The sequence below is a fragment of the Streptomyces sp. NPDC001717 genome (assembly GCF_042892775.1).
Classification (GTDB): domain Bacteria; phylum Actinomycetota; class Actinomycetes; order Streptomycetales; family Streptomycetaceae; genus Streptomyces.
Map to the genome: position 1 here is coordinate 1 of NZ_JBIAUK010000017.1, position 20,557 is coordinate 20,557.

The window sequence follows — 20,557 nt, forward strand, 5'->3', positions numbered from 1 at the left end:
CGCCCCCCCCCCCCGCCCCGCCCGCCTCGCCCGCCCCCCACGCCCCCCCCCCCCCCCCCCCCCCCCGGGCCCCCCCCCCCCCGCGGCCCCGCCCCCCGGGGCCCCCCGCCCCCCCGGCTCCTTCGTGTGGTGCTCGCCCGGTTCGCGGGCGTCTAGAACTTCGCTTCCTGGCCGGCCTTGCCGAGGCGGCTGTGGCTGCGTCCGTACGCGAAGTAGACGACGATGCCGATGACCATCCAGATGCCGAATCGGATCCAGGTCTCGGCCGGCAGGTTGAGCATCAGCCAGAACGAGGCCGCGATCGACAGGATCGGGATCACCGGCACCCACGGGCAGCGGAACGCCCGGTGCAGGTCGGGACGGGTCCGGCGCAGGATGATCACGCCGAGGGCGACGAGCACGAAGGCGAACAGCGTGCCGATGTTCACCAGTTCCGCGAGCTTCTCCAGGCTGGTGAAGCCCGCCACGACGGCGATGATCACGCCGAGCAGGATCGTCGCCCGGTACGGGGTGCGGTACTTGGGGTGCGTGACGGAGAAGGTGCGCGGCAGCAGCCCGTCACGGCTCATCGCGAAGAACACGCGGGTCTGGCCGAGCAGCAGGATCATGCTGACGGTGATCAGGCCGACGGCCGCACCGAGGCTGATGGCACCGGAGAAGAACGGCTGGTTCACCGATTTGAAGGCCTCGGCCAGCGGGGCGGTCGGTGACATCTCCGAGTACTTCTGCATGCCGGTGACCACGATCGTCACGGCGACGTAGAGCAGGGTGCAGATGAACAGCGAGCCGAGGATGCCGCGCGGCATGTCCCGCTGGGGGTTCCTCGTCTCCTCGGCGGCGGTCGCCACGACGTCGAAGCCGATGAAGGCGAAGAAGATGAGCGAGGCCGCGGTGAAGATGCCCATGACGCCGAAGTTGGTCGGCGCGTAGCCGAACAGCAGCTGGACCAGCGGCGTGTGCAGGCCGCTGCCCGCCTCTTGTGGCTGGGCCGGCGGGATGAACGGGGAGTAGTTGTCGGCCTTGATGAAGAACAGGCCCGCGATGATGACGAGCAGCACCACGGTGACCTTGATGGCGACCACGATCGCGGTGATCCGGGCCGAGAGCTTCGTCCCGACGACCAGGATCGCGGTCAGCGCCAGGATCAGCAGGAAGGCCAACAGGTCGAAATGGCCTCCCGCGTCCGGGCCGGACAGTGCGGTGGGCAGGTCCCAGCCCAGGTTGGTGTGCATGAGATGGCGCACGTACCCGGACCAGCCGACCGCCACCACCGCGGTGCCCAGGGCGAATTCGAGTACCAGGTCCCAGCCGATGATCCAGGCGGGCAGCTCGCCGATCGAGGCGTACGAGAAGGTGTACGCCGAACCGGCGACCGGCACGGTGGACGCGAACTCGGCATAGCAGAGCGCCGCGAGGGCGCAGACGATGCCGGCCGCCACGAACGAGAGGGACGTGGCCGGGCCGGCGTTGTTGCGGGCCGCGATGCCCGTGAGGACGAAGATGCCGGTGCCGATGATGACACCCACACCGAACACCGTCAGGTCCCAGGCGGAGAGCGACTTGCGGAGCGCGTGTTCCGGCTCCTCCGTGTCACGGATGGACTGCTCCACCGTCTTGGTGCGGAAGGGGCTGTTCATATCCCTGCTCACCGACACACCTCCGAACAGGTGTCGACGCACGCGAACGGGCCGGGAGGCCCACTCTTCAAGAGTGATCTCCCGGCCCGTGACGTGCAACCGCGCGGCGATCTAGTGGCCGCTGCCCGGCCGGCTCGGACTAGTCCACGGCGGCGGCCGGCTCGTTGTCGTAGCGGCCGTCCAGCTTGGCGACCAGGCCGGTGACCTGGCGCGCGATGTCCGGAGCGGTCAGCCCGATCTCGGCCATGACCTCCTTGCGGGTGGCGTGGTCGAGGAAGCGCTGCGGAATGCCGAAGTCGCGCAGCGGTACGTCGACGCCCGCGTCCCGCAGGGCCTGGGCGACGGCCGAGCCGACACCGCCGGCGCGGCCGTTGTCCTCGACGGTGACGACCACGCGGTGGCGGTCCGCCAGGGGCGCGAGCGCCTCGTCCACCGGCTTGACCCAACGGGGGTCGACCACGGTGGAGGAGATGCCCTGCTTGTCGAGCAGGTCGGCGATCTCCAGGCACATCGGGGCGAGCGCGCCGACCGAGACGACGAGTACGTCCGGACGGGTGACTTCGGCCGACGGGGCGCGCAGCACGTCCATGCCGCCGATCCGGCCGACGGCCGGGACGGCCGGGCCGACGACGCCCTTGGAGAAGCGCACCACGGTCGGCGCGTCCTTCACCAGGACGGCCTCGTTCAGCTGGGCGCGCAGCTGTTCGGCGTCACGCGGGGCGGCGAGGCGCAGGCCCGGGACGACCTGGAGGATGGACATGTCCCACATGCCGTTGTGGGAGGCGCCGTCGGTGCCGGTGACACCGGCGCGGTCCAGCACGAAGGTGACGCCGCACTTGTGCAGGGCCACGTCCATCAGGACCTGGTCGAAGGCGCGGTTGAGGAAGGTGGCGTACACCGCGAAGACCGGGTGGGCGCCGCCGGTCGCCAGGCCCGCCGCCGAAGTGGCGCCGTGCTGCTCGGCGATGCCGACGTCGAAGATGCGGTCGGGGTAGGCGTCCGCGAACTTCTTCAGGCCGACGGGCTGGAGCATGGCCGCGGTGATGGCGACGATGTCCTTGCGCTCCTTGCCGAGCCTGACCATCTCGTCGGCGAAGACGGAGGTCCAGCTGGCGGCGTCGGTGCTGACGGGCAGACCGGTGTCCGGGTGGATGACGCCGACCGCGTGGAAACGGTCCGCCTCGTCCTGGACGGCCGGTTCGTAGCCCCGGCCCTTCTGGGTGAGGCAGTGCACGATGACCGGGCCGCTGAAGCGCTTGGCGCGCTGCAGGGCGGACTCCAGGGCCTCGATGTCGTGGCCGTCGATGGGGCCGATGTACTTCAGGCCCAGGTCCTCGAACATGCCCTGCGGGGCGATGAAGTCCTTCAGGCCCTTCTTGGCGCCGTGCAGGGTCTCGTAGAGGGGCTTGCCGACGACCGGGGTGCGCTCCAGCAGGTCCTTGCCGCGGGCGAGGAAACGCTCGTAGCCGTCCGTGGTGCGCAGGGTCGCCAGGTGGTTCGCGAGGCCGCCGATGGTGGGGCCGTACGAGCGCTCGTTGTCGTTGACGACGATGACGAGGGGGCGGTCCTTGGCGGCGGCGATGTTGTTCAGCGCCTCCCAGGCCATGCCACCGGTGAGCGCGCCGTCGCCGATGACGGCGGCGACGTGGTGGTCCTCGCGGCCGAGCACCTCGTTGGCCTTGGCGATGCCGTCGGCCCAGCCCAGCACGGTGGAGGCGTGCGAGTTCTCGATCACGTCGTGGTCGGACTCGGCGCGCGAGGGGTAGCCGGAGAGGCCCCCCTTGGCGCGCAGGCCCGCGAAGTCCTGGCGGCCCGTGAGCAGCTTGTGGACGTAGGCCTGGTGGCCCGTGTCGAAGAGGACCTTGTCCTTGGGCGAGTCGAAGACCCGGTGCAGGGCGATCGTCAGTTCGACCACCCCGAGGTTGGGGCCGAGGTGCCCGCCGGTCTTGGAGACGGCGTCGACGAGGAAGGACCTGATCTCGGCGGCGAGCTGTTCGAGCTCCTCCTGGCTGAGCCGGTCCAGATCGCGCGGTCCCTTGATGCGGGTCAGCAGCACCCGTGCCTCCTTGCAGTTGCTTGCTGGTCTGTCGAGTCTAATGTTCCGCTCGCGGATGCGGTCATCGGGCCGTCCCGCCCGAGTCACGCCTTTGTCATACATGGACGCACCTGCGTGAAGTCATACCTCACATACGGGCGTATACCCGCACAGGCGTACGTACATATGTACGCACGGATGCCCGGCGCCACACGAGGTGGCACCGGGCATGTGCTGTCGGACGCGTCGGCGGGGTGGCCGTCAGGCGCGTCCGGCCGTCTTCTGCGTCTTGCGGGTGACCGAGTCGATGACCACGGTCGCCAGCAGCACCGCACCGGTGATCATGTACTGGATCGGAGTGGCGATGCCCTCCAGGGCCAGACCGTACTGGATCGAGACGATGACCATGACGCCGAGGAGGGCGTTCCAGGTCCGACCCCGGCCACCGAAGAGGCTGGTGCCGCCGATGACGGCCGCCGCGATCACGTTCATCAGCAGGTCGCCGGCGCCGGCGCTCTGGTTGGCCGCCGCGATCTTGGAGGCCCAGAACAGGCCGCCGATGGCGGCGAAGGTGCTGGAGATCGCGAAGACCGTGATCCGGATGCGGGTGACGTTGATGCCCGCACGGCGGGAGGCCTCGACGCTGCCGCCCAGTGCGAAAACGTTTCGCCCGAAGGTCGTGCGGCGCAGCAGGAAGTCCGTGACGACCAGGGCCAGCAGGAAGAGCACCACCGCGAGCGGCAGGCCCTTGTACTGGTTGAACAGCACGGCGGGAGCGAACGCGCACACGGCGAGCAGGCCGGTGCGCAGCAGGACCTCGGTGAGCGGCCGGGAGGGCATCCCGGCGGCCTCGCGGCGCCTCGCGTCGAGGAAGGCCGCAACGAAGTAGCCGGCCACCGCGAGCGCGGCCAACCCGTAGGCGACGGCCACGTCCGAGAAGAAGTACGTGGTCAGTTGGCCGACCACGCCGTCGGAGTCGATGTTGATCGTGCCGTTGCTGCCGAGGATCTGCAGCATCGCGCCGAGCCAGAAGAGCAGGCCCGACAGGGTGACGGCGAAGGCCGGGGCGCCGACCTTGGCGAAGAAGAAGCCGTGGATGCAGCCGATCAGGGCGCCTCCGACGATGGCGAGCAGGATGGCCAGCCATTCGTTCACGCCGTGGGTGACGGCGAGGACGGCGACGATCGCTCCCGAGACACCGCTGACCGAGCCGACCGAGAGGTCGATCTCACCGAGCAGCAGCACGAAGATGATGCCGATGGCGATCATGCCGGTGCCGGTCATCGTGATCGCGATGTTGGTCAGGTTCTCCGGGGAGAGGAAGTTCGAGTTCAACCCCTGGAAGATCGACCAGATGACGATCAGGCCGATGACGACCGGGAGGGAACCCAGGTCGCCGGCCTTCATCTTGCGCTTGAACTCGCCCACGTACCCGGCGAGGCCCTCTTCCCTGACGAGCAGGCGGGGGTCCACGGCCGGGATCGCGTCGTGCGCGGCCGCCGGGTTGACCGGGTCGATGTGCTCCTGCGCGACGGCGCCCTTGTCCAGTGGACCGGTGGCAGGGTTCTGGGTGCTCACTTGCCGGCCTCCGAGGTGCGGGCCGCCCGGCGGGTCACGGCGTTGTCCGTGGCACCGGTGATGGCGGAGATGATCTCTTCCTGCGAGGTGTCGGCGACGTTGAAGACACCGTTGTTGCGGCCCAGCCGCAGGACCGCCACCTTGTCGGCGACGGCCTTCACATCGGCCATGTTGTGGCTGATGAGGATGACGGCGTGGCCGCGCTCGCGCAGCCGCTCCACCAGGTCGAGCACCTGGGCGGTCTGCTCGACGCCGAGGGCGGCGGTGGGCTCGTCGAGGATGACGAGCTGGGGCTCGCCCAGCATGGAACGGGCGATCGCCACGGTCTGGCGCTGACCGCCCGACAGCGAGGCGATGGGGATCCGCACACTGGGGATCCGGATGGACAGCGTGGTCAGGAGCTCGCGGGCGCGGCGCTCCATCTCCACCTCGTCGAGGACGCCGAACTTCTTGAGTTCCCGGCCGAGGAACAGGTTGCCGACGACGTCGATGTTGTCGCACAGCGCCAGGTCCTGGTAGACCGTGGCGATGCCCAGGTTCTGGGCGTCGTGGGGCTTGCCGATGGAAACCGGTCGCCCCTCCCACTCGATGACTCCGTCATCGATGGGGTGCACGCCGGCGATCGTCTTGACCAGCGTGGACTTGCCGGCGCCGTTGTCGCCGACCAGGGCGACCACTTCACCGGAGTGGATCTCGAGTTCTACGTCGGTCAGGGCCTGAACGGCGCCGAACCGCTTCGAGACCCCTCGCAACGCCAGCACGGGCGCAGCGGACACATGAACCATCTCCTTCGCCGCCTGACCGGCGGGGATGTCGTGCAGAAGAGCAGGAGCGGGGCGAATGGGGGAACGTTTCTGCCCGGCGCCCCGCCGGGTGGCGGGGTGAGGAGGGGCGGGGCGCCGGTCAGGTACGTGGGGCCGCCTCGCGGGGAGGCGGCGGGGGCCGCTACTTCAGGCCGATGGCGGCGCAGGCGGCCGCGTACTTGTCGGTGCAGATCTCGTCGACCGTGTAGACGCCGTCCTTGACGACGGTGTCCTTGATGTTGGCCTTGGTCAGCGAGACGACCGGGATCAGGACGGCCGCGACGCCCTTGGTGGTGGGGCTGTCCACCGTGGAGGTGCTGCCTTCGGCCTTCCCGCCCTTGGCGAGGGCGACGGCCATCTTGGCGGCGGCCTCGGCCTCGGGGGCGTACGGCTTGTAGACGCTCATGAACTGCTCGCCCGCGACGATCCGCTGCACACCGGCGAGTTCGGCGTCCTGGCCGGTGACCGGCGGCAGGGGGGAGACGCCGGCGGCCTTGAGGGCGGTGATGATGCCGCCGGCCATGCCGTCGTTGGCGGAGTAGACGCCGATGACCTTGTCCTTGCCGAGCGCGGAGAGCGCGGCCGCCATGTTGGTGTTGGCGTTCTCCGGCTTCCACTCGACGGTGTCGTACTCCTTGCCGACGTTCACCTTGCCGTCGAGCTCGGAGTGCGCGCCCTTCTTGAACAGCGCGGCGTTCGGGTCGGTGACGGAACCGTTCATCATGACGATGTCGCCGGACTTGGCCTTGTCGCCCAGCGCTTCCAGGAGCGCCTTGCCCTGGACCTTGCCGACCTCTTCGTTGTCGAAGGAGGTGTAGGCGTCGATCGGGCCCTCGGCCAGGCGGTCGTAGGCGACGACCGGGATGCCGGCGTCCTTGGCCTTCTTGACCGAGCCGGCGATGGCCTTGGAGTCCACGGCGTCGATGATCAGGACGTTCACCTTGTTGGTGATCATCGTGTCGACCTGCGAGTTCTGCGTGGTCGCGTCCTGCTTGGCGTTGGCGTAGACGACCTCGCCCTTGCCGCCGGTCAGCGCCTTGACCTGCTTCTCGATGAGCGGCTTGTCGAACTTCTCGTAGCGCGCGGTCTGGTTCTCGGGCAGGAGCAGACCGACCTTGATCGCGTCGCCCGTCGCGGGGGCGGAGGAGGACTTGGTACCGCCCCCGGCCTCCTTGGCGCTGCCGCAGGCGGCGAGCGAGACGGCCATGGCACCGGCGGCGACGGCAACAGCGGTTCTGCGCATACGCGTGTTCATTACTTGAACCTCCCTGACGAGGCCGCAACGCTGCGGCCGAGGTGGATGTGAGTCAACCCCGGCCGCGTTTTGCCGTCAAGGAGTGAATCCTTAACGAGATGACAACGGTGCCATCCGTTATCTACCTGAAGACAAGACGGCGGGAGCTCGCACTCCACTTCCATGGTCCGACAAAAGCGTCGAATCGCCCATCTCGCTGAGCACGAGGGCCAGCGCGCCCAGTACCTCCGCGCGGCCGCCCAGGGAGCCGGTGAGGACGGACAACTGCCGTGCGGCGCTCGGGATCGCGTACCTCCCCACTGATTCACGGATGGGGGCCAGTACGAGTTCACCCGCGTCGGCGAGCGAGCCGCCCAGCACCACCCGGCTCGGGTTCAGGAGGTTGCACAGACTGGCCACGCCACTGCCGATGTGGCGGCCCACGTCCGTGATCACCCGGCGGCAGCCCGGGTCCCCTTCGCGGGCCAGCTCGACCACGCGCTCCATCGTCAACTCCGGTCCGTGCGTGCCCTGGAGGAGCGGCAGCACGTACCGCGCCGCGGCGAAGGTCTCCAGGCAGCCGCGGTTGCCGCAGCGGCAGACCGGGCCGGATTCGTCGAGCGTGATGTGCCCGATCTCGCCCGCGGTGCCCCCCGGTCCGCGGTAGATCTGGCCGTTGATCACCAGGCCGGAGCCCACGCCGCTGGCCACCTTGATGTAGGCCAGGTCCTTCACCCCGCGCCCACTACCCCAAACGAGTTCACCGAGGGCCCCGAGGTTCGCGTCGTTGTCCACGTAGACCGGCACCCCGAGGCGGCGCGCGAGTTCCTCGCGGGGGTTGATGCCCGCCCAGCCGGGCAGGATCGCGGTCGATCCCAGGGTTCCGGACTCCACGTCGATGGGGCCGGGGACGCCGAGCCCCACGCCGATGACCTTGTCCAGGCCGACGCCTATGTCCGCGACCAGTCGTCCGACCAGCGATTCCGCCAGGTCGAAGCCCTGCGTCCAGGAGGCGTCGACGTCGAGCGGCTCCGCCTTCTCGGCGAGCACCTGGTGGGCGAGGTTGCCGACCGCCACCCGCAGGTGGGTGTGGCCGAAGTCGACGCCGATGACGATCCCCGCGTCACCGCTGAGCGAGACGCTGCGCGCCCTGCGCCCGCCGGCCGAGGTGTCCGTGACCTCGACGGTCCCGCCGTCCTTGAGTTCCCGGACGATGTTGGAGACCGTGGCCGCCGACAGTCCGGTGGTGCGGGCGATCTCCGCCTGGGTCAGCGAACCCGAGAGCCGCACCGCCCGCACGACCCGTTCGAGATTCGCGCGATGCAGCGAGGACTGCGATCCGGGAGTCTGCACGACTCATCCACTCCTGCCCATAAGCGACGGCCAGCGTCGCCCCCCGGCCGGGAACCGTCGTGGCTTCACGCCCCGAGACCCCGGCGTCTCTCCAACTTGTGAACCTTAAGTCGAGCCTTTGCGCATCGGCACGTCAAGAGGGTGACGCACCACGAAACGGCCGTTCCTGGCCAAAAGGGGGAGAGAACCGGTCGCCGTGAGCGTGTTACGGTCGACCAGGCGCCGGTCCTCTGCGGCCTTTCCGGCCGGATCGGGCGCCATGTCTTGACGGCACTGGGCGAGGAGGTGTTCGGGATGAGTCCCGATCGAAGTCTTCGCCGTGCTCCCGTCCGCTGACCCCTTGTGATCGGCTGACCCTTCGTCGAGCTGCGCACGGCCGCGGTACGCCGCGCTTCCGTGCTCTTCAGTATTCCCTCCGCATGCCCTGACTGTCCTGTCAGGCATGTGTCGTCCATGCCCATCGGCGCCCGACGGCCTCCGTGCCGCCCCGCGCCGACCCATGATCACTCCACGTGACCGCTCGGCTCCGCGCTGCCCGGACACCGTGGAGGGAGGTATTCGTCATGACCATGCTCACCCCCCGTACCCCCACGAAGCTCGCACCGCCGGGCCGGACCCGCCGCGAGCGCAAGACCGCCGAGCTCGAGTCCCGTACCCGGCTCGTCGGCGAGCGCCTCGCCGCGACCAGTGCCCGCCCGCGCGCCCTGGTCCTCCAGGACGTGGACTCCTCCCTGGACGGCCTCACCCACGCCGAGGCCGCGCTGCGCCTGGAGCACCACGGCGCCAACACCGTCGCCCAGGAGCGCACCCCCGCCTGGTTCGTCCAGCTGGGGAAGGCGTACTGGAACCCCTTCATCGGCGTCCTGGTCTTCCTGGCCGTCGTCATGTACTGGCAGGACCCGGCGGATCCGGGCGTCGTCATCCTCTCCGTGATGGTGGGGATCAGCGGGCTGCTGCGCTTCTGGCAGGAGTACCGCTCGGGCCGGGCCGCCGACGCGCTGAAGAAGCTCGTCACCACCACCTGCGCGGTACAGCGCCGGGCCGGCAGCGGATCCGCGCCCACCACCTTCGAGATCCCGATGGACCAGGTCGTCCCGGGCGACGTGGTCAAGCTGGCCGCCGGGGACCTGATCCCGGCCGACCTGCGGCTGATCGGCTCCAAGGACCTGATGGTCGGCCAGGCCGCCCTGTCCGGGGAGTCCCTGCCCGTCCCCAAGGCCGACACCCGCGCGGACGACCTCGGCCAGCGGGAGACCACCGACCCGGTCGAGGCCGACAACCTCTGCCTGATGGGGACCTCGGTGACCTCCGGCACCGCCACCGGAGTCGTGGTCGCCACCGGCTCCGACACCTATTTCGGCTCGATGGCCGGCTCGCTCGTCGGGGAGCGCCCGCAGACCAACTTCGACCACGGCGTGCGCAGGGTCAGCTTCCTGCTGATCCGCTTCATGCTGGTCATGGTCCCGGTGGTCTTCATGGTCAACGGTCTGACCAAGGGCGACTGGGACGAGGCCTTCCTCTTCGGCATCGCCGTCGCCGTCGGGCTGACCCCCGAGATGCTGCCGATGGTCGTCTCCGCCAACCTGGCGCGCGGCGCGGTGGCCATGTCCCGGCGCAAGGTGGTCGTCAAGCGGCTGGGCGCCATCCAGAACCTGGGCGCGATGGACGTGCTCTGCACGGACAAGACCGGCACGCTCACCGAGGACCGGATCGTCCTCGACCGCTACCTGGACGTGCACGGCAACGAGGACGACGAGGTCCTGGAGTACGGCTACCTCAACGCCCACTTCCAGACGGGCCTGCGCAACCTGATGGACCAGGCGGTCATCGACCGCGTGGGCGAGGCCGAGGAGGTTGTCGTCGACGCACGGTTCTCGATGGTCGACGAGATCCCCTTCGACTTCGCCCGGCGCCGGATGTCGGTCGTCCTGGACCGCAGGTCCCTGGTGGGCGGCCCCGGCCGCCCCGAACACGTCATGATCACCAAGGGTGCGGTCGAAGAGGTCCTGGAGCTCTGCACCCACATGCGCGACCGCGGCGAGCGCGTCGAGCTGACCGATCAGCTGCGGTGGCACGTCACCCGGATCGCCGAGGACAACAACCGCCGCGGCCTGCGGGTCCTCGCCGTCGCCACCCGTACGGTCGACAGCCCGCGCGACACCTACACGGTCGCCGACGAGGACGGGCTGACGCTGGTCGGCTTCCTCGCTTTCCTCGACCCGCCGAAGGCCGACGCCGCCCGGGCCCTGCGGGCGCTCGCCGACAAGGGCATCGCGGTCAAGGTGGTCACCGGCGACAACGACCTCGTGGCCGCCCGGGTCTGCGCCGACGTCGGCATCGAGGTCGGGCACGTGGTGCTCGGCGCCGAGACCAACGGCCTCGACGAGACGCAGCTGCGCGAACTGGCCGCCCGTACGACGGTCTTCGCCAAGGTCAACCCGGTCCAGAAGGCCCGGATCGTACGGGCCCTGCAGGCCGGCGGACACACGGTCGGCTTCCTCGGGGACGGCATCAACGACGCGGCGGCGCTGCGCGACGCCGATGTCGGCATCTCGGTGGACACGGCCGTCGACATCGCCAAGGAGTCGGCGGACATCATCCTGCTGGAGAAGGACCTCACCGTCCTGGAACAGGGCGTCCTCCAGGGCCGCACCACCTTCGGCAACACGATCAAGTACATCAAGATGACGGCCTCTTCGAACTTCGGCAACGTCTTCTCGGTGCTGGTGGCGAGTGCCTTCATCCCGTTCCAGCCGATGCTCGCGATCATGCTCCTGGTCCAGAACCTGGTCTACGACATCGCGCAGCTGGCGACCCCGTGGGACCGGATGGACGAGGAGTACCTCCGCAAGCCCCGCAACTGGGACGCCAAGGGCATCCTCCGCTTCATGCTCACCATCGGACCCATCAGCTCGATCTTCGACATCGCGATGTTCGTGATCATGTGGAACGTCTTCGCCGCCGACAGCGAGGCGAGCCAGTCCCTGTTCCAGTCCGGCTGGTTCATCGAGGGCCTGCTCTCGCAGACCCTGGTCGTCCACATGATCCGCACCCGGAAGATCCCCTTCATCCAGTCGCGCGCCTCCTGGCCGGTGATGGTGATGACGGTCCTCGCGGTGCTGACCGGGCTCTGGCTGCCCTTCTCGCCGCTGGCCTCCTCCCTGGGCTTCGTCGCCCTGCCGGCGAGCTACTTCCCGTGGCTGATCGGCGTGCTCCTCGCCTACTGCACGCTGACCCAGCTGGTGAAGACCTGGTACGTCCGCCGGTTCGGCACCTGGCTCTGAGAGGGGGGCGAGCCCATGACGAGCGAGTGGACCATGGCCGGGCACCTGGCGGCGGCACTCGGGTTCGGGGCCGCGATCGGGCTGGAACGGCAGTGGCGGGCCCGGCTGGCGGGACTGCGGACCAACGCCTTGGTGGCGGGCGGCGCGGCACTGTTCGTGCTGCTCTCGCAGTACGGGTTCATCGGCGAGGTCGCCGAGGTGCGGTACGACGGCTCGCGCGTCGCCGCCCAGATCGTGTCCGGGATCGGTTTCCTCGGCGCCGGCGTGATCATGCGCGACGGCCTGAGCGTACGGGGCCTGAACACGGCCGCCACCCTGTGGTGTTCGGCGGCCGTGGGCTGCCTGGCCGGGGCCGGGATGTTCGTCCTGGCCGCCTTCGGCACGGTGGGCGTGGTGGGGGCCAATCTCCTGCTGCGCCCGCTGGGACGGCGCCTCGACCGCGAACCGCGCGGTGGTGACGAGGTGGTCACCGACTACCACTTCGAGGCGGTGTGCCGGGAGTCGGAGGAGGCCCACATCCGCCACCGGCTGGTCGACGCCCTCGGTCGCCCCGGCTACACGCTCCGGGAGATCCGCAGTCGGGACGCCCCGGAGGCCGGGAAGGTGACGGTCTCGGCCCTGCTCAGCGCCGAGGGCCGGCGCGACGACCGGATGCTGGAGGAGGCGGTGAGCAACCTCTCGCTCGACCCTTCGGTGTCGGCGGTCAGCTGGTCGGCGGTGCCCGCGTGAGACCGGCCCCGCGGGGCCGGCACGAAGAATGAATTGAACACGTTCAGCCCGGCCGGCAGTATGGATCCACGACGCTGCGGGCCGGGCGGACGTGTTCGTCCGCCGTGCCACGAGGGGGGAATGACCGTGCATCAGAGACGGTCGTACGGACGGATCCTGCTTGTCTCGGTGCTGGTGGGATACCTGGAGGTCGCGCTCGCTGTCGTGGCGCTCCTGCTCTACACGCGGACGCAGCCGGTATCGGGAATCCCCTTCGACTGGGGTGCCCTGGCCGCGGCCCTCTTCCCCTTCGGCACCCTCGTCGGCGTGATCGCGTTCCTGCTGTCGCTGCTGTTCGTGCTGCCGACGGTCCTGCTGGCCGGTCTGCTGGCACGCCGGGTCGGCGGACGCGAGTGGTGGTGGGTGCCGCCTGTGATGGCGGCCCTGCTGGCACTCCCCCTCGCCGTCTGGGCGGGGGAGAACGCACCGCGCGCGGGAGACGTGCCGGCCTTCTGGGCGGGGGCCACCGCCTCGCTGTCCCTGGGAGCCCTGATCGCCCGGTCCCGCCGGAGCGCTTTGTTCCGGCGGGTGGCCCTGGGGGGCGTGGCGGTGGTGGCGGGGACCGGGCTCCTCGGCGCACTCGGGTTGGCGACGGGCCTGCTCCCCACGTACCGGCCGCCCGCGATCGGGCCGCAGACCATGACCGGCACGTGGGTCGACCACCGGGGCGGAAAGCTGGTCTTCACGTCGGACGGCCGGGTCACGGCCTCCGACATCGGCGAGCACGAACCCTTCGACCACCCGAGCGGCCCGTCCCACCAGTGCACGGGCTCCGGCACCTGGTCGTACGAACCGGGGCGGGACGTGTGGACCCAGAAGGTCCGCGTGGAGATCGCGGGCTGCTCCTGGCCGGCGCCGTGGAGCGTCGGCGGCACCGGCCGGAAACCCTGGATCCAACAGACCGTCGGCGACCCGGCTTCCGGCAAGGTGTACGAGCTCCGGAAGGCCACCGGCGGCTCCTGACGCCGAAACGCTACTTCAGCGTCGCCGAGGTGAGGCCCGCCTGGATCTGGCGCTGGAAGGAGAGGTAGACCGCCAGCATCGGGATGACGGCGATGGTGGCTCCGGCGAACAGCACCGGCAGGTCCGTCTCGTAGCCCATCTGGTACTGGAGCTGGATCAGTCCCTGGGTGAGCATGTAGCGCTCGGGGTCCGCACTGCTCTGCGGCTGCATCAGCACGGCGGGCAGGATGTACTGGTTCCACTGGCCCAGGACGTTGAATATCCCGACGCTGATCAGGCCGGGCTTGGCCATCGGCAGCATCACCTGGAAGAAGATCCGGGTGTCGGAGGCCCCGTCGATGACGGCCGCCTCGTGGATCGCCGTCGGCAGCGTCCGGAAGAACGTGTGCATGAAGAAGACGGTGAAGGGCATCGAGTAGGCGACGTACACCAGGACCAGGCCCTGGTAGGTGTTCAGCATGTCGAAGCGCTTGACCATGAAGAAGAGCGGTACGAGCGCCAGGAACACGGGGAACATCGCCCCGCTGACGAAGAAGTAGTAGACGACCCGGTTGCCCGGGAACGGGTAGCGGGCCAGTACGTACGCGGCCATCGAGCCGAACAGCATGGTCAGCGGGACCGAGAACACCAGCACGATGAGGGTGTGCGCGAAGTAGCCGCCGATGCCCTTGGTCCAGGCCCGGCCGAAGGCGTCGAAGTGCCAGTTCGAGGGCCAGCTGAGGGCCGAGCCGCCGATCTGCGCGTCGGTCTTGAAGGCGCCGAGGGCGAGCCAGACCAGCGGAAGCACGATCATTATCGCCCAGAGGACGAGGAAGCCGTGCGAGAAGACGTTGAGGACCACGCCCTCGGAGCGGCGTCCGTCCCGCTCCTTCGCCCGTCCGGCCCCGCCGGACCGCTCCGCGGCCGATTCCCCCGGAGCCTTGATCACTGTGGTCATGATGGTCTCCCGCTCAGAACTCGATGCGCTCGCGGCGGGTGGCGCGCAGCGTGGTGATGGACAGGACCATGGTCAGGAGCAGCATGACCACGCCCATGGCGCAGGCGTAGCCGCTCTTGCCGAAGAACAGGAAGTTGCGCATCAGCACCGTCGACATGACCTCGCTGTGGTGGTCGGGTCCGCCGCCGAACTGGCCCGAGGTCATGGTCGACACCAGGACGAACATGTCCATCGCGGCGATGCCCAGATAGACCGCGGAGGTCTGCACGGAGTCCCACAGCAGGGGCAGGGTGACCTTGAAGAAGGTCTGGGCGCGCCCGGCGCCGTCGAGCAGCGCGGCCTCGTAGATGTCCTTGGGCACGGTCTGCATGGCCGCGGAGAACAGGACGAGGTAGAAGCCGACGCCGTGCCAGACGACGACGAGCAGCAGGCACCAGAGGACGAAGTCGGGCTCGTTGAGCCATTCGACGGGGTGCTGGGGGGAGATCAGGCCGAGCTTGATGAGGAAGCCGTTGAGCAGGCCTCCCTCGTCACTGCGGTAGATCGCCCCGAACAGGACGGCGAGGATGGCGAGGGAGAGGACCTGCGGGAAGAAGTAGACGACCTTGTAGAGGCGCGATCCGGCGACGCCCTGGACCCCGCCGGCCCCGCCGCGCCCTCCCGCGTTCACCATGAAGGCGAAGAAGAGGGCGAGCAGGATGGTGACCACGGGGACGAACACCACGAGCAGCAGGTTGTGCCAGAGGGCGCCGCGGAAGACCTCGTCGTCCAGCAGGGCCGAGTAGTTGTCCAGGCCGACGAAGTCGAACGTCGGCGACTGCCCGGTCCAGTTGGTGAAGGAGTAGCCGAACGTCTGTACGTACGGCCAGATCACGAAGGTCAGGTACAGCGCGAGGGGTGCGAAGAGGAAGGCGGCGATGAAACCGCCCTTCCTTCTCCCCTGGGCTACGTGGCTCATGGTGTCCGTCCCCTGGGTGGTCAGCTGCGCTTGTTGTTCTTGGCGTTCGGGTCCTTGGCCGCCTTGTCTACCGCAGCCTGGGCCCGCTTGATCCATTCCTTGGGCTGGATCCGCTGGGCCATCAGCTCATTGGACGCGTTCTGGAGATCGGTGTCCATCTCGCTGTACCAGTCGGGGTATCGGTAGGCGAAGGTGTTGCCGCCGGCGGCCTTGAGCGCCTCCACCGCGGACTGGGTGCCCGGGCGGAGCTTGACGCTCGGGTCCACGCCGTCCTTGACGACGGTGAGGGAGTTGGCCTGCTGGGCGAAGATCGTAGACCACTCGCGGGACAGCATCGAGCGGAGGAACTCCAGGCCGGCGGCCTTGTTGGCGGCCTTCTCCGGGACGATGAAGGGCTCGTCCACGCCGGCCCGGATGGCGGCCAGCGGCAGCTTGCTGTCGGCGAGCAGCGGGACCGGCAGGAACTTCATGTCGAAGTCCTCCGGGGTCTGCTTGAGCTGCTCGTTCTCCAGCCAGGAACCGGAGGGGATGAAGGCGGCCTTGTACTGGTTCCAGGCGGTCTGGGACTCCGTGTGGGTGAGGCCGTTGGTGCCCGGCATCAGCAGGCCCTTCTCGACCACCTCGTAGACGGCCTCGACGGCGGCGAGGGCGGCCGGGTTGCCCTCGAAGGCGTTGGGCTCGAGGTTGTCGATCGCCTTGACGGCGTCCATGCCGCCCTTCTTGGCGATGAGGTCCATGATGACGACGTTGATGTAGTACGGGTACTTGCCCTGGTGGGCGAGGCCGCCGATGCCCGCCTCCTTGGCCTTGGTGCAGACGGCGAGGAACTCGTCCCAGGTCGCGGGCGGGGCCCAGCCCTTCTCCTTGAAGAGCTTGCCGGAGTACCAGAAACCGAACACGGCGTACACGTACTTCAGGGCCACGAACTTGCCGCCGAGCAGACCCTGTTCGTACGCGCCTTCGACCAGAGTGTCGCGGACCTTCTTGGTGGGGTCGTCGAGCGAGGGCGCGTCGAGGACCGCGGTGAGGTCGGCGAGCTGGTTGCTCTTGGCGAGCACGTCGAGCTTGATCTGCTGGGCGCCGGAGTCGTCGACGACGTCCGGCGGGGTGCCGCCGTTGAAGCGGGGCTGGAGCTTGGAGGTGATCTCCTGGGTGCCGAGGTGGGAGCTGGTGGTGCCCCACTTCTTGTCGAAGGCGGCCTCCCAGGCCTTCGCGTAGTCGTCGCCGAACCCGCCCTTGAAGACGACCACGTCCACCTTGCTGCCCTTGGCCAGGCCGAAGGGGTTCTCCTTGGAGACGACGCCCTTGTCCGGGCCCTTGGTGGACGCGTCTCCTCCGGAGGCGCAGGCGGACAGGAAGCTCATCGTCGGCACCGTGATAAGTCCGAGTGCTGCGGAGCGCTTGATCAGATCGCGGCGTCCGAGGCCTTCACCCGTGGATCCCATGCTCATGTCCTCGCCTTCGTCAGAAGTGTGAAGGAGGCCGGAAGTCACAGCGGTTGCCGTGAATGCGGACATCGCCGCAGGTCCCCGCCCATCCCCCGGGTCCGGGCCGCTTGTGCCGCGGTGATCCGGACGGGCACAGGTATAGTCCACTTCTGCTCGTGTGAGCAAGATCATGCACACGTATGGCGGCCGGCTTTTCCGAGTTGAGACCTGTCCGTCATCTGGACCCGGCCGCGCACAAGCGGAAGGGCCGTACCCCCTTGACGGGGATACGGCCCTCGGGTGCCGCTGTGCTCCGTGGTGACTAGCCGCGGATCAGGTTGCGGAGCACGTACTGCATGATGCCGCCGTTGCGGTAGTAGTCCGCCTCACCGGGGGTGTCGATGCGGACGACCGCGTCGAAGGAGACACCGGTGTCGGTGGTCACCTTGACCGTGCGCGGGGTGGTGCCGTTGTTCAGCTCCTCCACACCGGTGAAGGAGAAGGTCTCCTCGCCGGTGAGGCCCAGGGAGGCCGCGGTGACGCCCTCGGGGAACTGCAGGGGCAGGACGCCCATGCCGATCAGGTTGGAGCGGTGGATGCGCTCGTAGGACTCGGCGATGACGGCCTTGACGCCGAGCAGCGCGGTGCCCTTGGCCGCCCAGTCGCGGGAGGAGCCGGAGCCGTACTCCTTGCCCGCCAGGATGACCAGCGGGATGCCGGCGGCCTGGTAGTTCTGGGAGGCGTCGTAGATGAAGGAGACCGGCGCGTCCGGGGCGGTGAAGTCGCGGGTGAAGCCGCCCTCGGTGCCCGGAGCGATCTGGTTGCGCAGGCGGATGTTGGCGAACGTACCGCGGATCATGACCTCGTGGTTGCCGCGGCGCGAGCCGTAGCTGTTGAAGTCGCGGCGCTCGACGCCGTGCTCCGTGAGGTACTTGCCGGCCGGGGTGTCGGCCTTGATCGCACCGGCCGGGGAGATGTGGTCGGTGGTGACCGAGTCGCCCAGCTTCGCCAGCACGCGCGCGCCGGCGATGTCGGAGACCGGGGTGGTCTCCATCGTCATGCCCTCGAAGTAAGGGGGCTTGCGGACGTAGGTGGACTGCGGGTCCCACTCGAAGGTGTTGCCGGTCGGGATCGACAGCGCCTGCCACTGGGCGTCGCCCGCGAAGACGTCCTGGTAGGACTTCGAGAACATGTCCTCGCCGATGGCGTTGGCGACGACGTCGTTGACCTCGGCCTCGGAGGGCCAGATGTCCTTGAGGAAGACCGGGTTGCCCTCGGTGTCGACGCCGATGGCGTCGGCGGTGATGTCCACCTTCATGGAGCCCGCGATGGCGTACGCGACGACCAGCGGCGGGGAGGCCAGGTAGTTCATCTTGACGTCGGGGTTGATGCGGCCCTCGAAGTTGCGGTTGCCGGAGAGCACCGAGGTGACCGCGAGGTCGTGCTCGTTGATCGCCTTCGAGATCTCCTCGTCCAGCGGACCGGAGTTGCCGATGCAGGTGGTGCAGCCGTACCCGACGAGGTTGAAGCCCATCTTGTCGAGGTACGGGGTCAGGCCGGCCTTGTCGAAGTAGTCGGTGACGACCTTCGAGCCCGGGGCCAGGGTGGTCTTGACCCACGGCTTGCGGGTCAGGCCCTTCTCGACCGCCTTCTTGGCCACGAGCGCCGCGGCGACCATGACGTAGGGGTTCGAGGTGTTGGTGCAGGAGGTGATCGCGGCGACGGTGACGGCGCCGTGGTCGATCTCGAAGGAGGTGCCGTCGGCCAGGGTGACCTGGGTCGGCTTCGAGGGGGCGCCGTTCGGGTGGTTCGCCGGGGCGTCGGAGGCCGGGAAGGACTCCTTGCCCGCCTCGTCCACGTCGTCGACGTAGTTGCGCACGTCCTGGGCGAACTGCTGGGCGGCGTTCGCGAGGACGATGCGGTCCTGCGGGCGCTTCGGGCCGGCGATGGAGGGGACGACCGTGGAGAGGTCGAGCTCCAGCTTCTCGGAGAAGTCCGGCTCGGCGGCCGGGTCCAGCCACAGGCCCTGCTCCTTGGCGTACGCCTCGACGAGCGCGACCTGCTGCTCGGAGCGGCCGGTGAGCTTGAGGTACTTCAGCGTCTCGCCGTCGATCGGGAAGATCGCGGCGGTGGAGCCGAACTCCGGCGACATGTTGCCGATGGTGGCGCGGTTCGCGAGGGAGGTGGCGGCGACGCCCTCACCGTAGAACTCGACGAACTTGCCGACGACGCCGTGCTTGCGCAGCATCTCGGTGATCGTGAGCACCAGGTCGGTGGCGGTGGTGCCGGTCGGCAGCTCGCCGGTCAGCTTGAAGCCGACGACGCGCGGGATCAGCATGGAGACCGGCTGGCCGAGCATCGCGGCCTCGGCCTCGATGCCGCCGACGCCCCAGCCCAGCACGCCGAGGCCGTTGACCATGGTGGTGTGCGAGTCGGTGCCGACGAGGGTGTCGGGGTACGCCTGGCCACCCCGGACCATGACGGTGCGGGCCAGGTGCTCGATGTTGACCTGGTGGACGATGCCGGTGCCCGGGGGGACGACCTTGAAGTCGTCGAAGGCGGTCTGGCCCCAGCGCAGGAACTGGTAGCGCTCCTTGTTGCGGCCGTACTCCAGCTCCACGTTCTGGGCGAACGCGTCGGCCGTGCCGAACTTGTCGGCGATGACCGAGTGGTCGATGACCATCTCGGCGGGCGAGAGCGGGTTGATCTTCGCCGGGTCGCCGCCGAGGGCCTTCACGGCCTCACGCATGGTGGCGAGGTCCACGACGCAGGGAACGCCGGTGAAGTCCTGCATAATCACGCGGGCCGGCGTGAACTGGATCTCCTGGCTGGGCTGGGCCTGGGAGTCCCAGCCGCCGAGCGCCCGGATGTGGTCGGCGGTGATGTTCGCGCCGTCCTCGGTGCGGAGCAGGTTCTCCAGAAGGACCTTCAGGCTGTAGGGAAGGCGCGCGGCGCCCTCGACCTTGTCCAGCCGGAAGATCTCGTACGACTCGTCGCCCACCTGCAGCGTGCTGCGGGCGTCGAAGCTGTTCGCCGACACGACAGTCTCCTTCATGCATGAATTCGCGCGTAATTACCGCATCCTGCCGCCACGCCCCTTGGCCAATCCGCTAAGGTAAGGCTAAGTTAGGTAACCCTTACCAGCGGGGGCGGCTGCGGTTCGCCTTCGGCAGATATCTCGATGTCGAGATAACTCTAGTACATGTCCGGGGGCGGGGACGAGGCGCGCGCCCTCGGGCCCGCCGGGACGGTCGGTCGACCGGCCGCTTCCGCTTGCCCGGACTCCACCGGCGCGACCTGCGCCGACATCGTGAGTGCGCCGGTCCGGTCCGGGTCGAGGGTGACGGTGATCACGGGCGGATCGCCCTCCCCGTACGCCGGATCCTCGCTCGCGCGGACCGGCAGGAGGTCCGCGGGTATGCGGATCCCGTGGCGCGCAGCGGCGGCGCGCGCGATGTCGGCGATGGCGGGTCCTGGCACGCGGGTCATCGTACGGATTTCGTCGTCCGGGGTGGGCGTCGGTCGAGGTGTCGATCAAAGAGTGTCCCGGCCGCACCGAACGAAGGGAGGGGCCAGGACG

At 68.9% G+C, this 20,557-nt stretch carries 14 protein-coding genes; 3 read left to right on the top strand and 11 right to left on the bottom strand.

The features are described 5' to 3' along the window. Window positions 1-152 precede the first annotated feature (152 nt). From ACFYZL_RS24795 to ACFYZL_RS24820, 6 genes are all read right to left on the bottom strand, one after another. Window positions 153-1,637 carry an amino acid permease gene (locus tag ACFYZL_RS24795; protein ID WP_384758448.1) on the bottom strand — a complete coding sequence of 495 codons (1,485 nt, stop codon included), beginning with the start codon at window positions 1,635-1,637 and terminating at the stop codon, window positions 153-155. A gap of 139 nt (window positions 1,638-1,776) precedes the next feature. Beyond that, window positions 1,777-3,693, bottom strand: coding sequence for a 1-deoxy-D-xylulose-5-phosphate synthase (dxs, locus tag ACFYZL_RS24800; RefSeq protein WP_384758445.1), 1,917 nt, complete (start codon window positions 3,691-3,693; stop codon window positions 1,777-1,779). A 240-nt stretch (window positions 3,694-3,933) separates the two neighbouring features. Continuing rightward, a complete protein-coding gene (locus tag ACFYZL_RS24805) occupies window positions 3,934-5,220 on the bottom strand; it encodes a sugar ABC transporter permease (RefSeq protein WP_384578384.1) in 1,287 nt (428 codons plus the stop codon). 26 nt (window positions 5,221-5,246) lie between these two features. Next, a complete protein-coding gene (locus ACFYZL_RS24810; protein WP_030036503.1) occupies window positions 5,247-6,035 on the bottom strand; it encodes an ATP-binding cassette domain-containing protein in 789 nt (262 codons plus the stop codon). A gap of 160 nt (window positions 6,036-6,195) precedes the next feature. Next, a complete protein-coding gene (locus ACFYZL_RS24815) occupies window positions 6,196-7,296 on the bottom strand; it encodes a sugar ABC transporter substrate-binding protein (RefSeq protein ID WP_384744067.1) in 1,101 nt (366 codons plus the stop codon). Between the two features lie 129 nt (window positions 7,297-7,425). Further along, window positions 7,426-8,640, bottom strand: coding sequence for an ROK family protein (locus ACFYZL_RS24820; RefSeq protein WP_384744068.1), 1,215 nt, complete (start codon window positions 8,638-8,640; stop codon window positions 7,426-7,428). A gap of 563 nt (window positions 8,641-9,203) precedes the next feature. Here ACFYZL_RS24820 and mgtA point away from each other — a divergent pair. From mgtA to ACFYZL_RS24835, 3 genes are all read left to right on the top strand, one after another. Further along, window positions 9,204-11,924 (top strand): magnesium-translocating P-type ATPase, encoded by a 2,721-nt coding sequence (gene mgtA, locus ACFYZL_RS24825; RefSeq protein WP_388681724.1) that lies wholly within the window; start codon window positions 9,204-9,206, stop codon window positions 11,922-11,924. A gap of 15 nt (window positions 11,925-11,939) precedes the next feature. Next, on the top strand, window positions 11,940-12,653 hold the full coding sequence (locus tag ACFYZL_RS24830) for an MgtC/SapB family protein (RefSeq protein ID WP_388681727.1): 714 nt from the start codon (window positions 11,940-11,942) through the stop codon (window positions 12,651-12,653). A 126-nt stretch (window positions 12,654-12,779) separates the two neighbouring features. Beyond that, a complete protein-coding gene (locus ACFYZL_RS24835; RefSeq protein ID WP_388681730.1) occupies window positions 12,780-13,655 on the top strand; it encodes a hypothetical protein in 876 nt (291 codons plus the stop codon). A gap of 10 nt (window positions 13,656-13,665) precedes the next feature. On the opposite strand, the gene ACFYZL_RS24840 is transcribed toward ACFYZL_RS24835, so the two are convergent. The 5 genes from ACFYZL_RS24840 to ACFYZL_RS24860 form a co-directional block, all read right to left on the bottom strand. Next, window positions 13,666-14,592 (bottom strand): carbohydrate ABC transporter permease, encoded by a 927-nt coding sequence (locus ACFYZL_RS24840; protein WP_384744074.1) that lies wholly within the window; start codon window positions 14,590-14,592, stop codon window positions 13,666-13,668. A 13-nt stretch (window positions 14,593-14,605) separates the two neighbouring features. After that, entirely contained in the window at window positions 14,606-15,550 is a 945-nt protein-coding gene (locus ACFYZL_RS24845) for a carbohydrate ABC transporter permease (protein ID WP_384744076.1), read from the bottom strand. A 20-nt stretch (window positions 15,551-15,570) separates the two neighbouring features. Continuing rightward, the gene (ngcE, locus tag ACFYZL_RS24850; RefSeq protein ID WP_384744163.1) at window positions 15,571-16,995 is read right to left on the bottom strand and encodes an N-acetylglucosamine/diacetylchitobiose ABC transporter substrate-binding protein; all 1,425 of its coding nucleotides are present in this window, start codon (window positions 16,993-16,995) and stop codon (window positions 15,571-15,573) included. A gap of 304 nt (window positions 16,996-17,299) precedes the next feature. Continuing rightward, the gene (gene acnA, locus ACFYZL_RS24855; RefSeq protein ID WP_384744077.1) at window positions 17,300-20,017 is read right to left on the bottom strand and encodes an aconitate hydratase AcnA; all 2,718 of its coding nucleotides are present in this window, start codon (window positions 20,015-20,017) and stop codon (window positions 17,300-17,302) included. Between the two features lie 155 nt (window positions 20,018-20,172). Beyond that, window positions 20,173-20,457, bottom strand: a complete 285-nt coding sequence (locus ACFYZL_RS24860) for a hypothetical protein (protein WP_388681735.1) — start codon at window positions 20,455-20,457, stop codon at window positions 20,173-20,175. Between the last annotated feature and the right edge of the window lie 100 nt (window positions 20,458-20,557).

Excerpts from the sequence above, each read along its gene's own strand:
- ACFYZL_RS24795 (WP_384758448.1), bottom strand. The coding sequence starts at position 1,637 with ATGAACAGCCCCTTCCGCACCAAGACGGTGGAGCAGTCCATCCGTGAC.
- ACFYZL_RS24810 (WP_030036503.1), bottom strand. The coding sequence starts at position 6,035 with ATGGTTCATGTGTCCGCTGCGCCCGTGCTGGCGTTGCGAGGGGTCTCG.
- ACFYZL_RS24815 (WP_384744067.1), bottom strand. The coding sequence starts at position 7,296 with ATGCGCAGAACCGCTGTTGCCGTCGCCGCCGGTGCCATGGCCGTCTCG.
- ngcE (WP_384744163.1), bottom strand. The coding sequence starts at position 16,995 with ATGGGATCCACGGGTGAAGGCCTCGGACGCCGCGATCTGATCAAGCGC.
- ACFYZL_RS24840 (WP_384744074.1), bottom strand. The coding sequence starts at position 14,592 with ATGACCACAGTGATCAAGGCTCCGGGGGAATCGGCCGCGGAGCGGTCC.
- mgtA (WP_388681724.1), top strand. The coding sequence starts at position 9,204 with ATGACCATGCTCACCCCCCGTACCCCCACGAAGCTCGCACCGCCGGGC.
- ACFYZL_RS24845 (WP_384744076.1), bottom strand. The coding sequence starts at position 15,550 with ATGAGCCACGTAGCCCAGGGGAGAAGGAAGGGCGGTTTCATCGCCGCC.
- ACFYZL_RS24830 (WP_388681727.1), top strand. The coding sequence starts at position 11,940 with ATGACGAGCGAGTGGACCATGGCCGGGCACCTGGCGGCGGCACTCGGG.